Origin of the sequence: Pseudomonas sp. SORGH_AS_0211 (assembly GCF_031453455.1) — a bacterium.
In the GTDB taxonomy this organism is placed as follows: Bacteria; Pseudomonadota; Gammaproteobacteria; order Pseudomonadales; family Pseudomonadaceae; genus Chryseomonas; species Chryseomonas aestiva.
Genome location: NZ_JAVIZV010000001.1, coordinates 4,757,858 through 4,773,872, shown reverse-complemented (window position 1 = coordinate 4,773,872; position 16,015 = coordinate 4,757,858). Strand labels below are relative to the sequence as shown.

The window sequence follows — 16,015 nt, the reverse complement described above, 5'->3', positions numbered from 1 at the left end:
CGAAGTAGACAACTCGTCCTGGGTCTTGCGAACCCACGCGCCGTTTTCGGCGTCGTCTTCCTCACGCTCTGACCGCGGTCAGATTGTTTGGGTGTTATATGGTCAAGCCTCACGGGCAATTAGTATCGGTTAGCTCAACGCCTCACAGCGCTTACACACCCGACCTATCAACGTCGTAGTCTTCGACGGCCCTTTAGGAAGCTCAAGGCTCCAGTGAGATCTCATCTTGAGGCAAGTTTCCCGCTTAGATGCTTTCAGCGGTTATCTCTTCCGAACGTAGCTACCCGGCAATGCCACTGGCGTGACAACCGGAACACCAGAGGTTCGTCCACTCCGGTCCTCTCGTACTAGGAGCAGCCCCTCTCAAATCTCAAACGTCCACGGCAGATAGGGACCGAACTGTCTCACGACGTTCTAAACCCAGCTCGCGTACCACTTTAAATGGCGAACAGCCATACCCTTGGGACCGGCTTCAGCCCCAGGATGTGATGAGCCGACATCGAGGTGCCAAACACCGCCGTCGATATGAACTCTTGGGCGGTATCAGCCTGTTATCCCCGGAGTACCTTTTATCCGTTGAGCGATGGCCCTTCCATACAGAACCACCGGATCACTAAGACCTACTTTCGTACCTGCTCGACGTGTCTGTCTCGCAGTCAAGCGCGCTTTTGCCTTTATACTCTACGACCGATTTCCGACCGGTCTGAGCGCACCTTCGTACTCCTCCGTTACTCTTTAGGAGGAGACCGCCCCAGTCAAACTGCCCACCATACACTGTCCTCGATCCGGATAACGGACCAGAGTTAGAACCTCAAGATTGCCAGGGTGGTATTTCAAGGATGGCTCCACGCAGACTGGCGTCCACGCTTCAAAGCCTCCCACCTATCCTACACAAGCAAGCTCAAAGTCCAGTGCAAAGCTACAGTAAAGGTTCACGGGGTCTTTCCGTCTAGCCGCGGATACACTGCATCTTCACAGCGATTTCAATTTCACTGAGTCTCGGGTGGAGACAGCGCCGCCATCGTTACGCCATTCGTGCAGGTCGGAACTTACCCGACAAGGAATTTCGCTACCTTAGGACCGTTATAGTTACGGCCGCCGTTTACCGGGGCTTCGATCAAGAGCTTCGCTTGCGCTAACCCCATCAATTAACCTTCCGGCACCGGGCAGGCGTCACACCCTATACGTCCACTTTCGTGTTTGCAGAGTGCTGTGTTTTTAATAAACAGTCGCAGCGGCCTGGTATCTTCGACCGGCATGAGCTTACGGGGTAAACCCTTCACCCTCACCGGCGCACCTTCTCCCGAAGTTACGGTGCCATTTTGCCTAGTTCCTTCACCCGAGTTCTCTCAAGCGCCTTGGTATTCTCTACCCGACCACCTGTGTCGGTTTGGGGTACGGTTCCTAGTTACCTGAAGCTTAGAGGCTTTTCCTGGAAGCATGGCATCAACCACTTCTCCTTCTAAAAGAAGGATCGTCATCAGCTCTCGGCCTTAACTGTCCGGATTTACCTAAACAGTCAGCCTACCACCTTAAACTTGGACAACCAACGCCAAGCTGGCCTAGCCTTCTCCGTCCCCCCATCGCAGTAACTAGAAGTACGGGAATATTAACCCGTTTCCCATCGACTACGCCTTTCAGCCTCGCCTTAGGGACCGACTCACCCTGCGTCGATTAACGTTGCGCAGGAACCCTTGGTCTTTCGGCGTGCGAGTTTTTCACTCGCATTGTCGTTACTCATGTCAGCATTCGCACTTCTGATACCTCCAGCAAGCTTCTCAACTCACCTTCACAGGCTTACAGAACGCTCCTCTACCGCATCACCAAAGGTGATACCCGTAGCTTCGGTGCCTGGTTTGAGCCCCGTTACATCTTCCGCGCAGGCCGACTCGACTAGTGAGCTATTACGCTTTCTTTAAAGGGTGGCTGCTTCTAAGCCAACCTCCTAGCTGTCTAAGCCTTCCCACATCGTTTACCACTTAACCAGGACTTTGGGACCTTAGCTGACGGTCTGGGTTGTTTCCCTTTTCACGACGGACGTTAGCACCCGCCGTGTGTCTCCCATGCTCGGCACTTCTGGGTATTCGGAGTTTGCATCGGTTTGGTAAGTCGGGATGACCCCCTAGCCGAAACAGTGCTCTACCCCCCAGAGTGATACATGAGGCGCTACCTAAATAGCTTTCGAGGAGAACCAGCTATCTCCGAGCTTGATTAGCCTTTCACTCCGATCCACAAGTCATCCCCTGCCTTTTCAACGGAAGTGGGTTCGGTCCTCCAGTCAGTGTTACCTAACCTTCAACCTGCTCATGGATAGATCGCCCGGTTTCGGGTCTATTCCCAGCGACTAAACGCCCTATTAAGACTCGCTTTCGCTACGCCTCCCCTATTCGGTTAAGCTCGCCACTGAAAATAAGTCGCTGACCCATTATACAAAAGGTACGCAGTCACCTAACAAAGTAGGCTCCCACTGCTTGTACGCATACGGTTTCAGGTTCTATTTCACTCCCCTCTCCGGGGTTCTTTTCGCCTTTCCCTCACGGTACTGGTTCACTATCGGTCAGTCAGGAGTATTTAGCCTTGGAGGATGGTCCCCCCATATTCAGACAGGGTTTCTCGTGCCCCGTCCTACTCGATTTCATTGATAAGAGCGTTTCGCGTACAGGGCTATCACCCACTATGGCCGCCTTTTCCAAAGCGTTCCGCTACTCTCAAATCAACTTAAGGGCTGGTCCCCGTTCGCTCGCCACTACTAAGGGAATCTCGGTTGATTTCTTTTCCTCAGGGTACTTAGATGTTTCAGTTCCCCTGGTTCGCCTCTTAACCCTATGGATTCAGGTTAAGATACCTAGCTTATGCTAGGTGGGTTTCCCCATTCAGAGATCTCCGGGTCACAGGTCATTTGCCACCTCACCGAAGCTTATCGCAGGCTATCACGTCTTTCATCGCCTCTGACTGCCAAGGCATCCACCGTATGCGCTTCTTCACTTGACCATATAACCCCAAGCAATCTCGCTGGCGTCACAAGGACGCTACCGATCTGCAGGGCGCTAAATGAGTGAAGACGACATTTCGCCGAAAACTTGCGCTTGAGTTCGCAAGATTTTACCTTGACGACACTAACTGCCAGTGAAAACAGTTAATGCAGTCTACTTCTATCACTTTCCCAATTTTTTAAAGAACAGTTCTGATCAAAGACCAGAAGTCAGCTTTTGTGCCCTTCTCATTACCTTTCGGTAGGGAGAAGTCAAAGGCTCACTTCTGAGCTTTTCAAGCAATCGCGTTAGCGGTTAGGTGGAAATGGTGGAGCCAAGGAGGATCGAACTCCTGACCTCCTGCGTGCAAGGCAGGCGCTCTCCCAGCTGAGCTATGGCCCCATCGATTGGTGGGTCTGGGCAGATTCGAACTGCCGACCTCACCCTTATCAGGGGTGCGCTCTAACCAACTGAGCTACAGACCCAATCGTCTTACCTTGAGTCTAACTAACTCAATTGCTCTTCTATCAGTGAATCAAGCAATTCGTGTGGGTGCTTGCCAGCAAGCTGACATCTTCGATTAAGGAGGTGATCCAGCCGCAGGTTCCCCTACGGCTACCTTGTTACGACTTCACCCCAGTCATGAATCACTCCGTGGTAACCGTCCTCCCGAAGGTTAGACTAGCTACTTCTGGAGCAACCCACTCCCATGGTGTGACGGGCGGTGTGTACAAGGCCCGGGAACGTATTCACCGTGACGTTCTGATTCACGATTACTAGCGATTCCGACTTCACGCAGTCGAGTTGCAGACTGCGATCCGGACTACGATCGGTTTTATGGGATTAGCTCCACCTCGCGGCTTGGCAACCCTTTGTACCGACCATTGTAGCACGTGTGTAGCCCTGGCCGTAAGGGCCATGATGACTTGACGTCATCCCCACCTTCCTCCGGTTTGTCACCGGCAGTCTCCTTAGAGTGCCCACCATAACGTGCTGGTAACTAAGGACAAGGGTTGCGCTCGTTACGGGACTTAACCCAACATCTCACGACACGAGCTGACGACAGCCATGCAGCACCTGTGTCTGAGTTCCCGAAGGCACCAATCCATCTCTGGAAAGTTCTCAGCATGTCAAGGCCAGGTAAGGTTCTTCGCGTTGCTTCGAATTAAACCACATGCTCCACCGCTTGTGCGGGCCCCCGTCAATTCATTTGAGTTTTAACCTTGCGGCCGTACTCCCCAGGCGGTCAACTTAATGCGTTAGCTGCGCCACTAAGATCTCAAGGATCCCAACGGCTAGTTGACATCGTTTACGGCGTGGACTACCAGGGTATCTAATCCTGTTTGCTCCCCACGCTTTCGCACCTCAGTGTCAGTGTTAGTCCAGGTAGTCGCCTTCGCCACTGGTGTTCCTTCCAATATCTACGCATTTCACCGCTACACTGGAAATTCCACTACCCTCTACCACACTCTAGCTAGACAGTTTTGGATGCAGTTCCCAGGTTGAGCCCGGGGATTTCACATCCAACTTATCAAGCCACCTACGCGCGCTTTACGCCCAGTAATTCCGATTAACGCTTGCACCCTTCGTATTACCGCGGCTGCTGGCACGAAGTTAGCCGGTGCTTATTCTGTCGGTAACGTCAAAACTCACAGGTATTCGCTGTAAGCCCTTCCTCCCAACTTAAAGTGCTTTACGACCCGAGGGCCTTCTTCACACACGCGGCATGGCTGGATCAGGCTTTCGCCCATTGTCCAATATTCCCCACTGCTGCCTCCCGTAGGAGTCTGGACCGTGTCTCAGTTCCAGTGTGACTGATCATCCTCTCAGACCAGTTACGGATCGTCGCCTTGGTAGGCCTTTACCCTACCAACTAGCTAATCCGACCTAGGCTCATCTAATAGCGTGAGGTCCGAAGATCCCCCACTTTCTCCCGTAGGACGTATGCGGTATTAGCGTTCCTTTCGAAACGTTGTCCCCCACTACTAGGCAGATTCCTAGGCATTACTCACCCGTCCGCCGCTGAATCGAGGAGCAAGCTCCTCTCATCCGCTCGACTTGCATGTGTTAGGCCTGCCGCCAGCGTTCAATCTGAGCCATGATCAAACTCTTCAGTTAAGTAGACTGATCGGGTTTTGAGAAAACCCTAAACTTGGCTCAGCAATCGCAAAAAACTCATGAATTCACGAGTTACTTGTGTTGCTGATAATCTTGCGACATCAGGCTTATCCCACAAGCACCCACACGAATTGCTTGATTCAACTTGTTAAAGAGCAGTTGGTTGCGACCGTGTCGTCAACCGAGGTGCGCATTCTACGCTAACCTCACATCCTGTCAAGCGTTGATTTGAACTTTTTCGTTTCAACTCAACCACTTGCGCTTGCCTGACGGGTCTAGCCAATCTCGGCAGCGGGAGGCGAATCCTACAGCATCCCAAGACGCTGTCAACCCCCTCCGCTTCACTTCGTCATCACCCTGAGGCAGAGACCGAATGGCGAGGAATCCGTGGACCCCTCGCCCGACTCAGACCTAAGTGCTTGATTTTCAAGCCGCTTCAGCATCTGCGCCGGAAGTGGGGCGCATTATAGGGGAGTTTCGAGGCAGGTCAACAGGTTATTTTCAAAAAGCCAAAAAAGAAGGGGCTGCTCGCGCAGCCCCTTCTCTTATAGACCTTTAGGCCCGACCAATACGGCGGTTGCGCCAGAGGGTGGTGAAGGGTCCGGAGACGGCATAGGCCAGGAAGCCCAGCAACAGGACGCGCGGCGGGTCGGTGAAGACCACGGCGAAGACCAGCACGGCGATCAGGATGACCACAAAGGGCACCCGCCCTTTCAGGCCCAGGGTCTTGAAGCTCCAGTACTTGAAGTTGCTGACCATGAGCATGCCGGCAGCGGCCACCATCAGGGCTACCAAGAAGGAAAGCTTGGAACCCAGAATGCCGAAGTCGCTGAAGCACCAGACGGTACCGGCCACCAGGGCCGCCGCGGAAGGACTGGCCAGGCCAATGAAGTAGCGCTTGTCCACCGAACCGATCTGGGTGTTGAAACGGGCCAGACGCAGGGCGGCGCCTGCTACATAGATGAAGGCCACGGCCCAGCCGACATTGCCCAGGCCGCTCAGGGCCCACTGGAAGGCCAGGATCGCCGGCGCGACGCCGAAGGCGACCATGTCGGAGAGCGAATCGTACTGTTCGCCGAAGGCGCTCTGGGTGTTGGTCATGCGGGCGACGCGGCCATCCAGGCCATCGAGGACCATGGCGATGAAGATGGCGGCGGCGGCGGCCGAGAAACCCGCGGAGGCGATTTCGTATTGACCCTGGATGAAGGCGGTCTGGGCCGCGACACCCTTGATGATCGAATAGAGGCCGGCAAAGAGTGCCGCGGTAGTGAAGAGGTTGGGCAGCAGGTACACGCCACGGCGTCTGATCTTACGCCCCTGGGCGTCCTGCGTTTCCTCGATGTGTTCATCCACGGGGATGAGGCCGTCGGTGTTGGTGTTGGACGGGGTTTCTTCGGGACGCTCGCTCATGGACTTTCCTTGGGCATTACCTGACGGATTGGACTGACCTCTCGAGGATAGGGTTCAGCCTAACCTCTCATGCTAAGGCATTGCCGGGGTCGTGGGCAGTGCAATAAAAAACGCGGCCGAGGCCGCGTCTTTACCGTTCGTTACAGGGCTGACGCCCTGCCCGATCAGTTCTTGGTCTTGTCGACGATCTTGTTCGACGCGATCCAGGGCATCATGGCCCGCAGCTTCTCGCCGACCTGCTCGATCGGGTGAGCCGCGTTGTTGCGACGGTAGGCGGTCATGGAGGCGTAGTTGGACGCGCCCTCGGCCACGAACATCTTGGCGTATTCGCCGTTCTGGATGCGCTTGAGCGCATTCTTCATGGCGGCGCGCGATTCGGCGTTGATCACCTCGGGGCCGGTCACGTACTCGCCGTACTCGGCGTTGTTGGAGATCGAGTAGTTCATGTTGGCGATGCCGCCTTCGTACATGAGGTCGACGATCAGCTTCAGCTCGTGCAGGCACTCGAAATAGGCCATTTCCGGCGCATAGCCGGCTTCGACCAGGGTTTCGAAACCGGCCTTGACCAGCTCGACCGCACCACCGCACAGCACGGCCTGCTCGCCGAACAGGTCGGTTTCGGTCTCGTCCTTGAAGGTGGTCTCGATGATGCCGGTACGGCCACCGCCGACGCCGCAGGCGTAGGACAGGGCGACGTTCTTGGCATTGCCGGAAGCGTCCTGGTGGACGGCGACCAGGTCAGGGATGCCGCCGCCCTTGACGAACTCGGAACGCACGGTGTGACCCGGGGCCTTGGGGGCGATCATGATGACGTCCAGATCAGCACGGGGCACGACCTGGTTGTAGTGGATGGCGAAACCGTGGGCGAAGGCCAGGGTGGCGCCCTGCTTCAGGTTCGGCTCGATCTCGTCCTTGTACAGCTTGGACTGGAATTCGTCGGGGGTCAGGATCATGACCACGTCGGCGGAGGCGACCGCGTCCTTGACCGGCTTGACGGTCAGGCCATGGGCCTCGGCCTTGGCCACGGTGGCCGAGCCACTGCGCAGGCCGACGACGACGTCGACGCCGGAGTCCTTCAGGTTGCAGGCGTGGGCGTGGCCCTGGGAGCCGTAGCCGATGATGGCGACCTTCTTGCCCTGGATGATGGAAAGGTCACAGTCTTTGTCGTAGTAAACGCGCATTGCAGGTTCTCCTGGAAAAGGGGGTATCAGATGCTCAGGGCTTTGTCGCCACGGGAAATTCCGGTCACGCCGCTACGCACCACCTCGAGGATGGACGCGGCGCCGATCGCCTGGATGAAGCTGTCGATCTTCTCGCTGGTGCCCGCCAGCTGAATGGTATACACGCTGCTGCCGACATCGACGATCTGGCCGCGAAAGATATCAGTGGTGCGCTTGACCTCGGCGCGCTGGGCGCCGGTGGCCTTGACCTTGATCAGCAGGAGTTCGCGCTCGATGTGGGCGCTTTCGGACAGGTTGACCAGTTTCACCACCTCGATGAGCTTGTTGAGGTTCTTGGTGATCTGCTCGACCGTCTCTTCCTGGCCGATGGTGGTCAGGGTCAGGCGCGACAGGGTCGGGTCTTCGGTCGCGGCGACCGTGAGGCTTTCGATGTTGTAGTTGCGCTGGGAAAACAGGCCGACCACGCGGGACAGGGCGCCGGGCTCGTTTTCCAGCAGCAGGGAGATGATGTGTCTCATGTTCAGGTCCGCTCCGTCTTGCTCAGCCACATGTCGCGCATCGCGCCATCCTTGATCTGCATCGGGTAGACGTGTTCGGTGTTGTCCACGGCGATGTCGAGGAAGACCAGGCGATTCTTCATGGCGAAGGCCTCGGCCATCATCGGCTTGAGGTCTTCCAGACGCTCGATGCGCATGCCGACGTGGCCATAGGCCTCGGCCAGCTTGACGAAGTCCGGCAGGGATTCCATGTAGGAGTGGGAGTAGCGGCTGCTGTACTGCATGTCCTGCCACTGGCGGACCATGCCCAGGGCGCCATTGTTGAGGCAGACGATCTTCACCGGCAGGTCGTACTGCATGCAGGTGGAGAGTTCCTGGATGTTCATCTGCACGCTGCCTTCGCCGGTGACGCAGGCGACGTCGGCGTCCGGGAAGTTGAGCTTGACGCCCATGGCTGCCGGGAAGCCGAAGCCCATGGTGCCGAGGCCACCGGAGTTGATCCAGCGATTGGGCTTGTCGTAGCGGTAGTACTGGGCAGCGAACATCTGGTGCTGGCCCACGTCGGAGGTGATGTAGGCATCGCCCGCGGTGACGTCGTACAGGGTCTCGATGACGGTCTGCGGCTTGATGATGCTGCCGTCGCCCTTGTCGTAGGGGAACATCTCGCGACCGCCACGCCATTCCTCGATCTGCTTCCACCAGGCGGCCTGGCTTTCGGCGTGGGGCTTCTCGCTCAGCTCGCGGACCACGGCGACCATCTCGGTGAGGACACTGTCGACCGGACCGACGATGGGCACGTCGGCCTTGATGGTCTTGGAGATCGACGCCGGGTCGATGTCGACGTGGATGATCTTGGCGTTCGGGCAGAAGCGCGTGGCGCCGTTGATGACGCGGTCATCGAAACGCGCGCCCACGGCGAGGATGACGTCGCTGTGGTGCATGGCCAGGTTGGCCGGGTAGCTGCCGTGCATGCCGAGCATGCCGAGGAACTGGCGATCGCTGCCCGGATAGCCGCCGAGCCCCATCAGGGTATTGGTGACCGGCAGGTTGAGCAGGCGCGCCAGCTCGGTCAGGGCCGCGGAGGCGCCACCGAGGATGACCCCGCCACCGGCGTAGAGAACCGGGCGCTTGGCCGCCACCAGCATCTCGATGGCCTTGCGGATCTGCCCGGAATGACCGCGTTGCGCCGGATTGTAGGAGCGCAGCTTGATCTTCTTCGGATAGACGTATTCGAATTTCTTGGTCGGATCGCCCATGTCCTTGGGGATGTCGACCACCACCGGACCGGGACGCCCGGACTCGGCGAGGTAGAAGGCCTTCTTGAGGACTTCGGGGATCTCGGAGGGGTGCTTGATGATGAAGCTGTGCTTCACGATCGGCCGGGAGATGCCGACCATGTCGGTTTCCTGGAAGGCATCGGTGCCCACCATGTTGCTCGGCACCTGCCCGGACAGGACCACCATGGGGATGGAGTCCATGTAGGCGGTGGCGATGCCGGTGATGGCGTTGGTCGCACCGGGGCCGGAGGTCACCAGGACCACGCCGGCCTTGCCGGTGGCGCGGGCATAGCCGTCGGCCATGTGGGTGGCGGCCTGCTCGTGACGAACCAGGATGTGGTTGAGCGCCGGTTCCTTGAACAGGGCGTCGTAGATGTGCAGCAGGGCACCGCCCGGGTACCCGTAGATGTGTTTCACGCCCTCGTCGCGCAAGAAGCGGACGACCATCTCAGCGCCAGTTAATAGCTCCACGTATCACCTCATTCCACGCATGGCGAGCGCCCATTGGTGGACGCTCAAGGTTCGGTTGACTGCAAGGCAGAGCATGGGCGACGGTGGTCACCGACGATTCAGCTGCCTAGAAAGCCTTGTTGGAAGATTCCGATGAATGCTGGAGCTTCCACCCGACGCGAGGTAACGCGGTGCAGGGTATTTGACTGTGGCGGCGCGGGTAGGCACCTCATGGTCTGCCGAGCAGTCAGCTTTGGGCCGACTCGCTACAGCGAACTTTGGATTGTTCGCATTCGACCGGTGCAAGTCAAGCCGAAAGGTGCAACCGGGCGCAATCGGTCGTCGGCGATCAGTCGTGATGAAAAGGTCGACGTCTCCTCTTATAGTGAAGTCCTGTCCTCTCCCCTTCCAGGATTCCCATGCGCTCGATCTTCTGGCTTTCCGCCCTGGCTTTCGCCTGCAGCCTGTCCGTCCAGGCCGCGCAGGTCTACAAGTGGACCGACGACAAGGGCGTCACCCATTTCAGTGCCCAGCCGCCCGAGGGCCAGAAGGCCAACGAGGTGGACGTGAAGACGGCGCCGCAGATCAATGGCGGTGGCAATGCGCCCACCTACAAGATGCCCAACGGCGCCCAGCAGCCGTCGGTGTCCAACGATGCCCAGCAGCAGGAGCTGGATCGCCAGGTGAAGGCGCAGGTACGCGAGGAGCAGAACAAGCTCAAGGGGCAGTGCGACCAGGCGCGCCAGAATCTGGCGCAGCTGCGCAACAATCCGCGCATCCTGGTGCAGTCCGGTCGTGGCGAGACGCGGCGGCTGAGCGAAGAGGAACGTCAGCAGCGGCTGGCCGAGACCCAGCTGTCCATCGAGCAGAACTGCGGCAAGTAGCTCAGGGGCCTTCGATGATGCGGTCGAATTCGGCCAGGGACGCGAGCAGGGACAGGACCGGATCGAGATTGCCCTGGTAGACCATCTCGGCCATCGGTCGGATGCCCGAGCGCGCCGGCAGGACCGCATCGCTTTCGATGATCAGCTTCATCCGTGGCACGAAGATCCACTGCAGCCACTGGGCGAAGCTCAGGGTATCGACGCAGAAGGGCTCCTGGCTGGCCAGGGCCTCGGCGCTTGGCGCCTGCGCCGACCACCAGCCGAGCAGGCGCAATTCACGCTCGATCTGCAGCAGCTGATCGGCCAGGGCGGGCAGGCGCTCGTCCATCAGGTACCCACCTGCGCCTTCTGCCGGGCCAGGGCGGCCCCGGAGGCATCGCCCTGGGCTTCGCGGGCCTGGGCGATCAGCTGCCAGAGACTGGCCTGCAGGGCCGGACGACCATTGGCATAGGTCAGGGCGCGACGGGCCAGTTGCTCGCCCTGGGCGGGATCGTTCTGCGCCAGGCGCACCTGGGCCAGGCGATAGAGCACCTGGGGCTCGCGGGGGGCGATGCGCATGGCGCGCTCCAGACTCGAGGAGGCGCCGTTGAGATCGCCACCACCCTGCTGTTGCTGGGCAGTGGTCAGCAGGGCCAGCACCGGACCGTCGAGCTGCTCGTCGGCAGCCAGGCCGCCGCCCGTGGAATTGCTGCCGGAGGGGATACCAGTCGGTGCGCTGTTGGCAGCTGCGGCGCCCTGAGTGGCGGGCGGATAGACCGGCTGCGAATAACTCGGCTGCACCGGCGCCTGGACGGGCGGCGCGCTGGGACTGGACGAGGTGATCAGCGGCGCCGAGGCCGCCGGTGCGGCATAGGTCTCCAGGGGCGCGGAACTGCCACCCGGCACCATGACGGTCACCCCGGCATCGGCCGGCGCGCTGGGCGCTGCGGCCACCGGAGCCTGGCGCTGCGCCGGCAGGGGCCGGTTGTTGCCCTGGCGATAGAGTTCGCCGTTGGATACCGGACCGCCGGAATCGACCACGGGGATGGCGCCACGCTGCGGCGCGGCGCAACCGGCGAGGAGAACACCGGCGATCATCACCGGCCAGACTGCTTTCGTCACCTTGGGACCTCTCAATTCAACCAACCCTTGACCCAATCCATGACCGGACTGCCGCTGTTGCCGTTGCCGTTGCCGTTGCCGCCGGCGGCGGCGGGTGCGGCCGGTGCACCACAGGAGGCGCCCGGTGGCGGCTCGCTGCCGCGAATATAAGGCATCTGCACGGCATTGGGACACGAGGGATCCGTGCCGCGGCCGGTGGTGGCATCGACCCAGGCCTGGGTGATGTTTTCCGGCACCGGCATATCCAGGGAGACCGGATCGGCGCGGCGCATGAAGTTGCTCCAGACCTGCAGGGCGCCGGTGGCACCGGTCAGCGGTGTCTTGCCGTTGTCGTCACGACCCAGCCAGACCACCGCCAGCAGATCCTGGCTGAAGCCGGAGAACCAGCTGTCGCGGGAATCGTTGGTGGTACCGGTCTTGCCCGCCAGGTTCACGCTGGTGGGGATCTGGTTGTAGACCGAGCGGCCGGTGCCCTCGCGCATGACACGCTGCATGGCGTACTGCACCAGATAGATGGCGCCGGTATCGAAGCGCTGCTCGATCTGGAACGGATAGCGCTTGAGCGGCTCGCCATTGGCATCGAGCACACTGCGGATGCTGCGCAGTGGCGTATTGAAGCCGCCGTTGGCCAACGTCTGGTACATGGTCGCCACTTCCATGGGCGTCAGGGCGCCGGCGCCGAGCAGGGTCGCCGGATAAGGTGGCAGGGCGCGACTCACACCCAGGCGCTCGACGGTCTTGAGCACCTCGGGCAGTCCCAGGTCCAGGCCCAGGCGTGCCGTGGAGAGGTTGTAGGAATGCGCCAGCCCCTGATAGAGGAAGATGGTGCCGTGCGCCTTGTGCTCGTAGTTCTGCGGCCGCCAGACTTGGCCGTCGGCGCCTTTCACCGAGAAGGGCTCGTCCTGGATCAGGGTGGTCAGGGTGTACTTGCTGGGGCGTTCCAGGGCGGTGAGATAGACCGCCGGCTTGATCAGCGAACCGACCTGGCGCACCGCATCGAGGGCACGGTTGTAGCCGGCGAAGCGCGGATCGCGACCGCCCAGCAGCGCCTGGACCTCACCGGTTTCCGGATTGGTCACCACCATGGCCGACTCGACGTTTTCCGCACCCTTGCGGCCATCGATGCGCTTCATGGCCTCGCCCATGGCCGCTTCGGCCTTGGTCTGCAGGATGGGGTCGAAGCTGGTGAAGATGCGCAGCCCTTCCTCGGTGAGGTCTTCGTCGCGGTAGTCCTGCTTGAGCTGGCGCTTGACCAGGTCGACGAAGGCCGGGAAGGAGCTGTTGGTCAGGCTGCCGGCCTTGGTGATGCCCAGCGGGCGGGCCTTGGCAGCCTCGGCCTCGGTGGCGCTGACCACGCCCTGCTCGGCCATGAGGTCGAGTACCAGGTTGCGGCGGGCCATGGCGCGCTCGGGATAGCGACGCGGGTTGTAGTAGGACGGGCCCTTCACCAGACCGACCAGCAGGGCGACCTGATGCAGTTTCAGTTCGCTGAAGGGCTGGCCGAAGAAGTACTGGGCGGCCAGACCGAAGCCGTGGATGGCGCGCGAGCCATCTTGACCGAGGAACACCTCGTTGAGATAGGCCTCGAGGATCTCCTGCTTGCTGTAGTGCAGCTCCAGCAGCAGCGCCATCAAGGCTTCGGTGCCCTTGCGGGTGATGCTGCGCTCGTTGGTGAGGTAGAAGTTCTTGACCAGCTGCTGGGTCAGGGTACTGCCACCCTGGCGGACCTGGCCGCTGGTGGCGTTGACCCAGACGGCGCGAGCGATGGACTTGGGCGATACGCCATGGTGATGCCAGAACTCGCGGTCCTCGACGGCCACCAGGCCATCGACTAGGTGCGGCGGCGCCTGGTCGAGCTTGATTAGGATGCGATCCTCGTTATGCGCCGGATAGATGCCGCCGATCATCAGCGGCTCCAGGCGGGCCACGGCCAGGTTGCTGCCATCCAGGGCGCTGACGCCGGAGACGGTGCCGCCGGCGAAGCGCACGCGGATCGCTCGCGCCGGCTCGACGCCTTCGTAGAACTGGAAGCCACGGGTGTTCAGCTCGACCGTGGAGGCGCCCACGGAGACGCTGCCGGGGCCGTCCACGGTCTTCTCGCGGCGATAGCCGAGGGCATCCAGTTCGGTGAGGAAGTCGTCACGGCTGAGCTTGACGCCATTGAACAATTCCAGCGGTCGGGCATAGACCTTGGCCGGGATGGTCCAGCGCTTGCCGGAGAATTTTTCCTGGACCACGGCATCCAGATAGATGCATACGCCAGCCAGGGCTACCAGCGCGACCAGACCAAGCTTGACTGCCCAGCCGGACAGGCGGCGCCAGTCAAAGGTCTTGCGCTTGCGGGAACGAGAGGATCGGGGTCGCTTCATGGCGGCGCATTATACGCACTTGCCCGTTGGCCGACAGCGGCCCACAAGCGCTTCGTCAGCTGGGGTCAAAGGATGCCCCCTTCCCGGTGTCGTGGCTTGCGTGGACCGCCCTGGCAGCGATAATGCCGCCATCCATTTCCTACAAGGACCGCCCGTGAGCCAGCTCCTGATTTCCGCCCTGCAGAACCCGGCGCTCTATCCCCATCCCACCTCGGCGTTCCGGGTGATCGAAACCCATATTTCCTGGGTCGTGCTGACCGGCGAGGTCGCCTACAAGATCAAGAAGCCGGTGAATTTCGGTTTCCTCGACTTCACCGACCTGGAGGCCCGCGGCCACTTCTGCCGTGAGGAGCTGCGACTCAATCAGCGCCTGACCCGCGATCTCTACCGGGACGTGGTGGCCATCACCGGCAGCGAAGGTGCCCCCGAGCTGGATGGCAGCGGTCCGGTGATCGAATACGCCCTGCGCATGCGCGAATTCCCCCAGAGCCAGCTACTCAGCGAAGTGCAGCAGCGCGGCGAACTGACCGAGGCGCACATCGATGCCCTGGCCGCCCAGATCGCCCGCTTCCACCTGGCAGCGCCCCAGGTGGCGACCGAGCATCCGCTGTGCACCCCGGACGCGGCCATGGCGCCGGTACGGCAGAATTTCGAGCAGATCCGCGCCATGCTCGGCGAGGCGGCCGACCTCAAGCAGCTCGACCAGCTGGAAGCCTGGGCCGAAGCCAGCTACGCCCGCCTCCTGCCGCTGTTCGAGGCCCGCTGCCGGGACGGCTTCATCCGCGAATGCCATGGCGACATCCACCTGGCCAACGCCACCCTGCTCGACGGCGAGGTGGTGCTGTTCGACTGCATCGAGTTCAACGAGCCCTTCCGCCTGACCGACACCATGGGCGATGCCGGCTTCCTGGCCATGGACCTGGAAGACCGTGGCCTCAAGGCGCTGAGCAACAGATTCGTCAACGCCTACTTCGAGGCGACCGGCGACTATGCCGGTCTTGCCCTGCTCTACTTCTACAAGGCCTATCGCGCCATGGTGCGCGCCAAGATCGCCCTGTTCCGCCTGGGCCAGGCCGAGGAGCCGGCGCTACGGGCCGAGATCCTCGCCAGCTATCGCAGCTACACGGCCCTGGCCGAGGGCTACACCCAGGTGCCTCAGCCCTTCGCGGCGGTGATGCACGGCGTCTCGGGCATCGGCAAGAGCACCGTGGCCCTGGCCCTGGTCGAGGCGCTCGGCGCCATTCGCCTGAGATCCGATGTCGAGCGCCAGCGCCTCTATGTCGATAGCGACGAAGCCACCCGTTACAGCGCCGCAGCCGGCGAAGCCACCTATGCGCGACTGCACGAGATCGGCGCCCAGGTGCTGGCGGCTGGCTATCCGCTGGTGCTCGACGCCACCTATCTCAAGCAGGCCCAGCGCGCCGCGGCCCAGGCCCTGACCGAAGCCCAGGCCGCCCCCCTGCTGATCATCGACTGCCAGGCGGACGACGAACTCATCGCCCGCTGGCTGCAGGAGCGCCAGGCCGAGGGGACCGATCCCTCCGAAGCCACCCTTGCGGTGGTGGCGGCCCAGCGCCAGGCGCAGGATCCGCTCGAACCCGCCGAGCAGGATCGGGCACTGGTGGTGGAACTGGAGCGCGCGGGACAGCTGGAGGCCCTACCGGCTCGACTGCTGCGCCGCCTGGGTCGCGCGCCGGTCTGACCGCGACCTCCCGGGAGGCAGAACAAGCGTTCCGTCACAGCTCGCGGAGTTGTG

General features: G+C 60.8%; 9 protein-coding genes, 2 tRNA genes and 2 rRNA genes. 2 read left to right on the top strand and 11 right to left on the bottom strand.

Translation table 11 applies throughout. From position 1 onward, the window contains the following. Positions 1 to 98: 98 nt before the first annotated feature. The 8 genes from QE393_RS22075 to QE393_RS22040 form a co-directional block, all read right to left on the bottom strand. Positions 99 to 2,991 (bottom strand): 23S ribosomal RNA (locus tag QE393_RS22075). Between the two features lie 307 nt (positions 2,992 to 3,298). Beyond that, a tRNA-Ala gene (locus QE393_RS22070) sits at positions 3,299 to 3,374 on the bottom strand. 6 nt (positions 3,375 to 3,380) lie between these two features. Further along, a tRNA-Ile gene (locus QE393_RS22065) sits at positions 3,381 to 3,457 on the bottom strand. A gap of 96 nt (positions 3,458 to 3,553) precedes the next feature. Beyond that, a 16S ribosomal RNA gene (locus QE393_RS22060) occupies positions 3,554 to 5,090 on the bottom strand. The 16S and 23S rRNA genes sit together here with 2 tRNA genes alongside, the layout of an rRNA operon. Positions 5,091 to 5,645: 555 nt before the next feature. After that, entirely contained in the window at positions 5,646 to 6,500 is an 855-nt protein-coding gene (gene pssA / locus QE393_RS22055; protein WP_273805806.1) for a CDP-diacylglycerol--serine O-phosphatidyltransferase, read from the bottom strand. A gap of 164 nt (positions 6,501 to 6,664) precedes the next feature. Continuing rightward, on the bottom strand, positions 6,665 to 7,681 hold the full coding sequence (ilvC, locus tag QE393_RS22050; RefSeq protein WP_007159689.1) for a ketol-acid reductoisomerase: 1,017 nt from the start codon (positions 7,679 to 7,681) through the stop codon (positions 6,665 to 6,667). A 26-nt stretch (positions 7,682 to 7,707) separates the two neighbouring features. Beyond that, positions 7,708 to 8,199: an acetolactate synthase small subunit gene (gene ilvN, locus QE393_RS22045; protein WP_007159690.1), complete on the bottom strand. Its 492-nt coding sequence runs from the start codon at positions 8,197 to 8,199 to the stop codon at positions 7,708 to 7,710. A 2-nt stretch (positions 8,200 to 8,201) separates the two neighbouring features. Further along, the gene (locus tag QE393_RS22040) at positions 8,202 to 9,926 is read right to left on the bottom strand and encodes an acetolactate synthase 3 large subunit (RefSeq protein WP_133861908.1); all 1,725 of its coding nucleotides are present in this window, start codon (positions 9,924 to 9,926) and stop codon (positions 8,202 to 8,204) included. Positions 9,927 to 10,324: 398 nt separating this feature from the next. Between QE393_RS22040 and QE393_RS22035 the strand changes: the two genes are divergently transcribed. Beyond that, entirely contained in the window at positions 10,325 to 10,789 is a 465-nt protein-coding gene (locus QE393_RS22035; RefSeq protein WP_273805805.1) for a DUF4124 domain-containing protein, read from the top strand. Position 10,790: 1 nt separating this feature from the next. Here QE393_RS22035 and QE393_RS22030 read toward each other — a convergent pair whose 3' ends face one another. The 3 genes from QE393_RS22030 to mrcB are packed head-to-tail and all read right to left on the bottom strand — an operon-like array spanning position 10,791 to position 14,259. Beyond that, complete coding sequence (locus QE393_RS22030; protein ID WP_273805804.1) at positions 10,791 to 11,117, bottom strand: YqcC family protein; 327 nt, start codon at positions 11,115 to 11,117, stop codon at positions 10,791 to 10,793. Then, on the bottom strand, positions 11,117 to 11,866 hold the full coding sequence (locus QE393_RS22025) for a M48 family metallopeptidase (protein ID WP_273805823.1): 750 nt from the start codon (positions 11,864 to 11,866) through the stop codon (positions 11,117 to 11,119). Before QE393_RS22025 ends, QE393_RS22030 begins: the two co-directional genes overlap by 1 nt. Before the next feature lie 35 nt (positions 11,867 to 11,901). Then, the gene (mrcB, locus tag QE393_RS22020; protein ID WP_273805803.1) at positions 11,902 to 14,259 is read right to left on the bottom strand and encodes a penicillin-binding protein 1B; all 2,358 of its coding nucleotides are present in this window, start codon (positions 14,257 to 14,259) and stop codon (positions 11,902 to 11,904) included. 154 nt (positions 14,260 to 14,413) lie between these two features. On the opposite strand from mrcB, the gene QE393_RS22015 reads away from it, so the two are divergent. After that, entirely contained in the window at positions 14,414 to 15,961 is a 1,548-nt protein-coding gene (locus tag QE393_RS22015) for an AAA family ATPase (RefSeq protein WP_310045600.1), read from the top strand. Positions 15,962 to 16,015 lie beyond the last annotated feature (54 nt).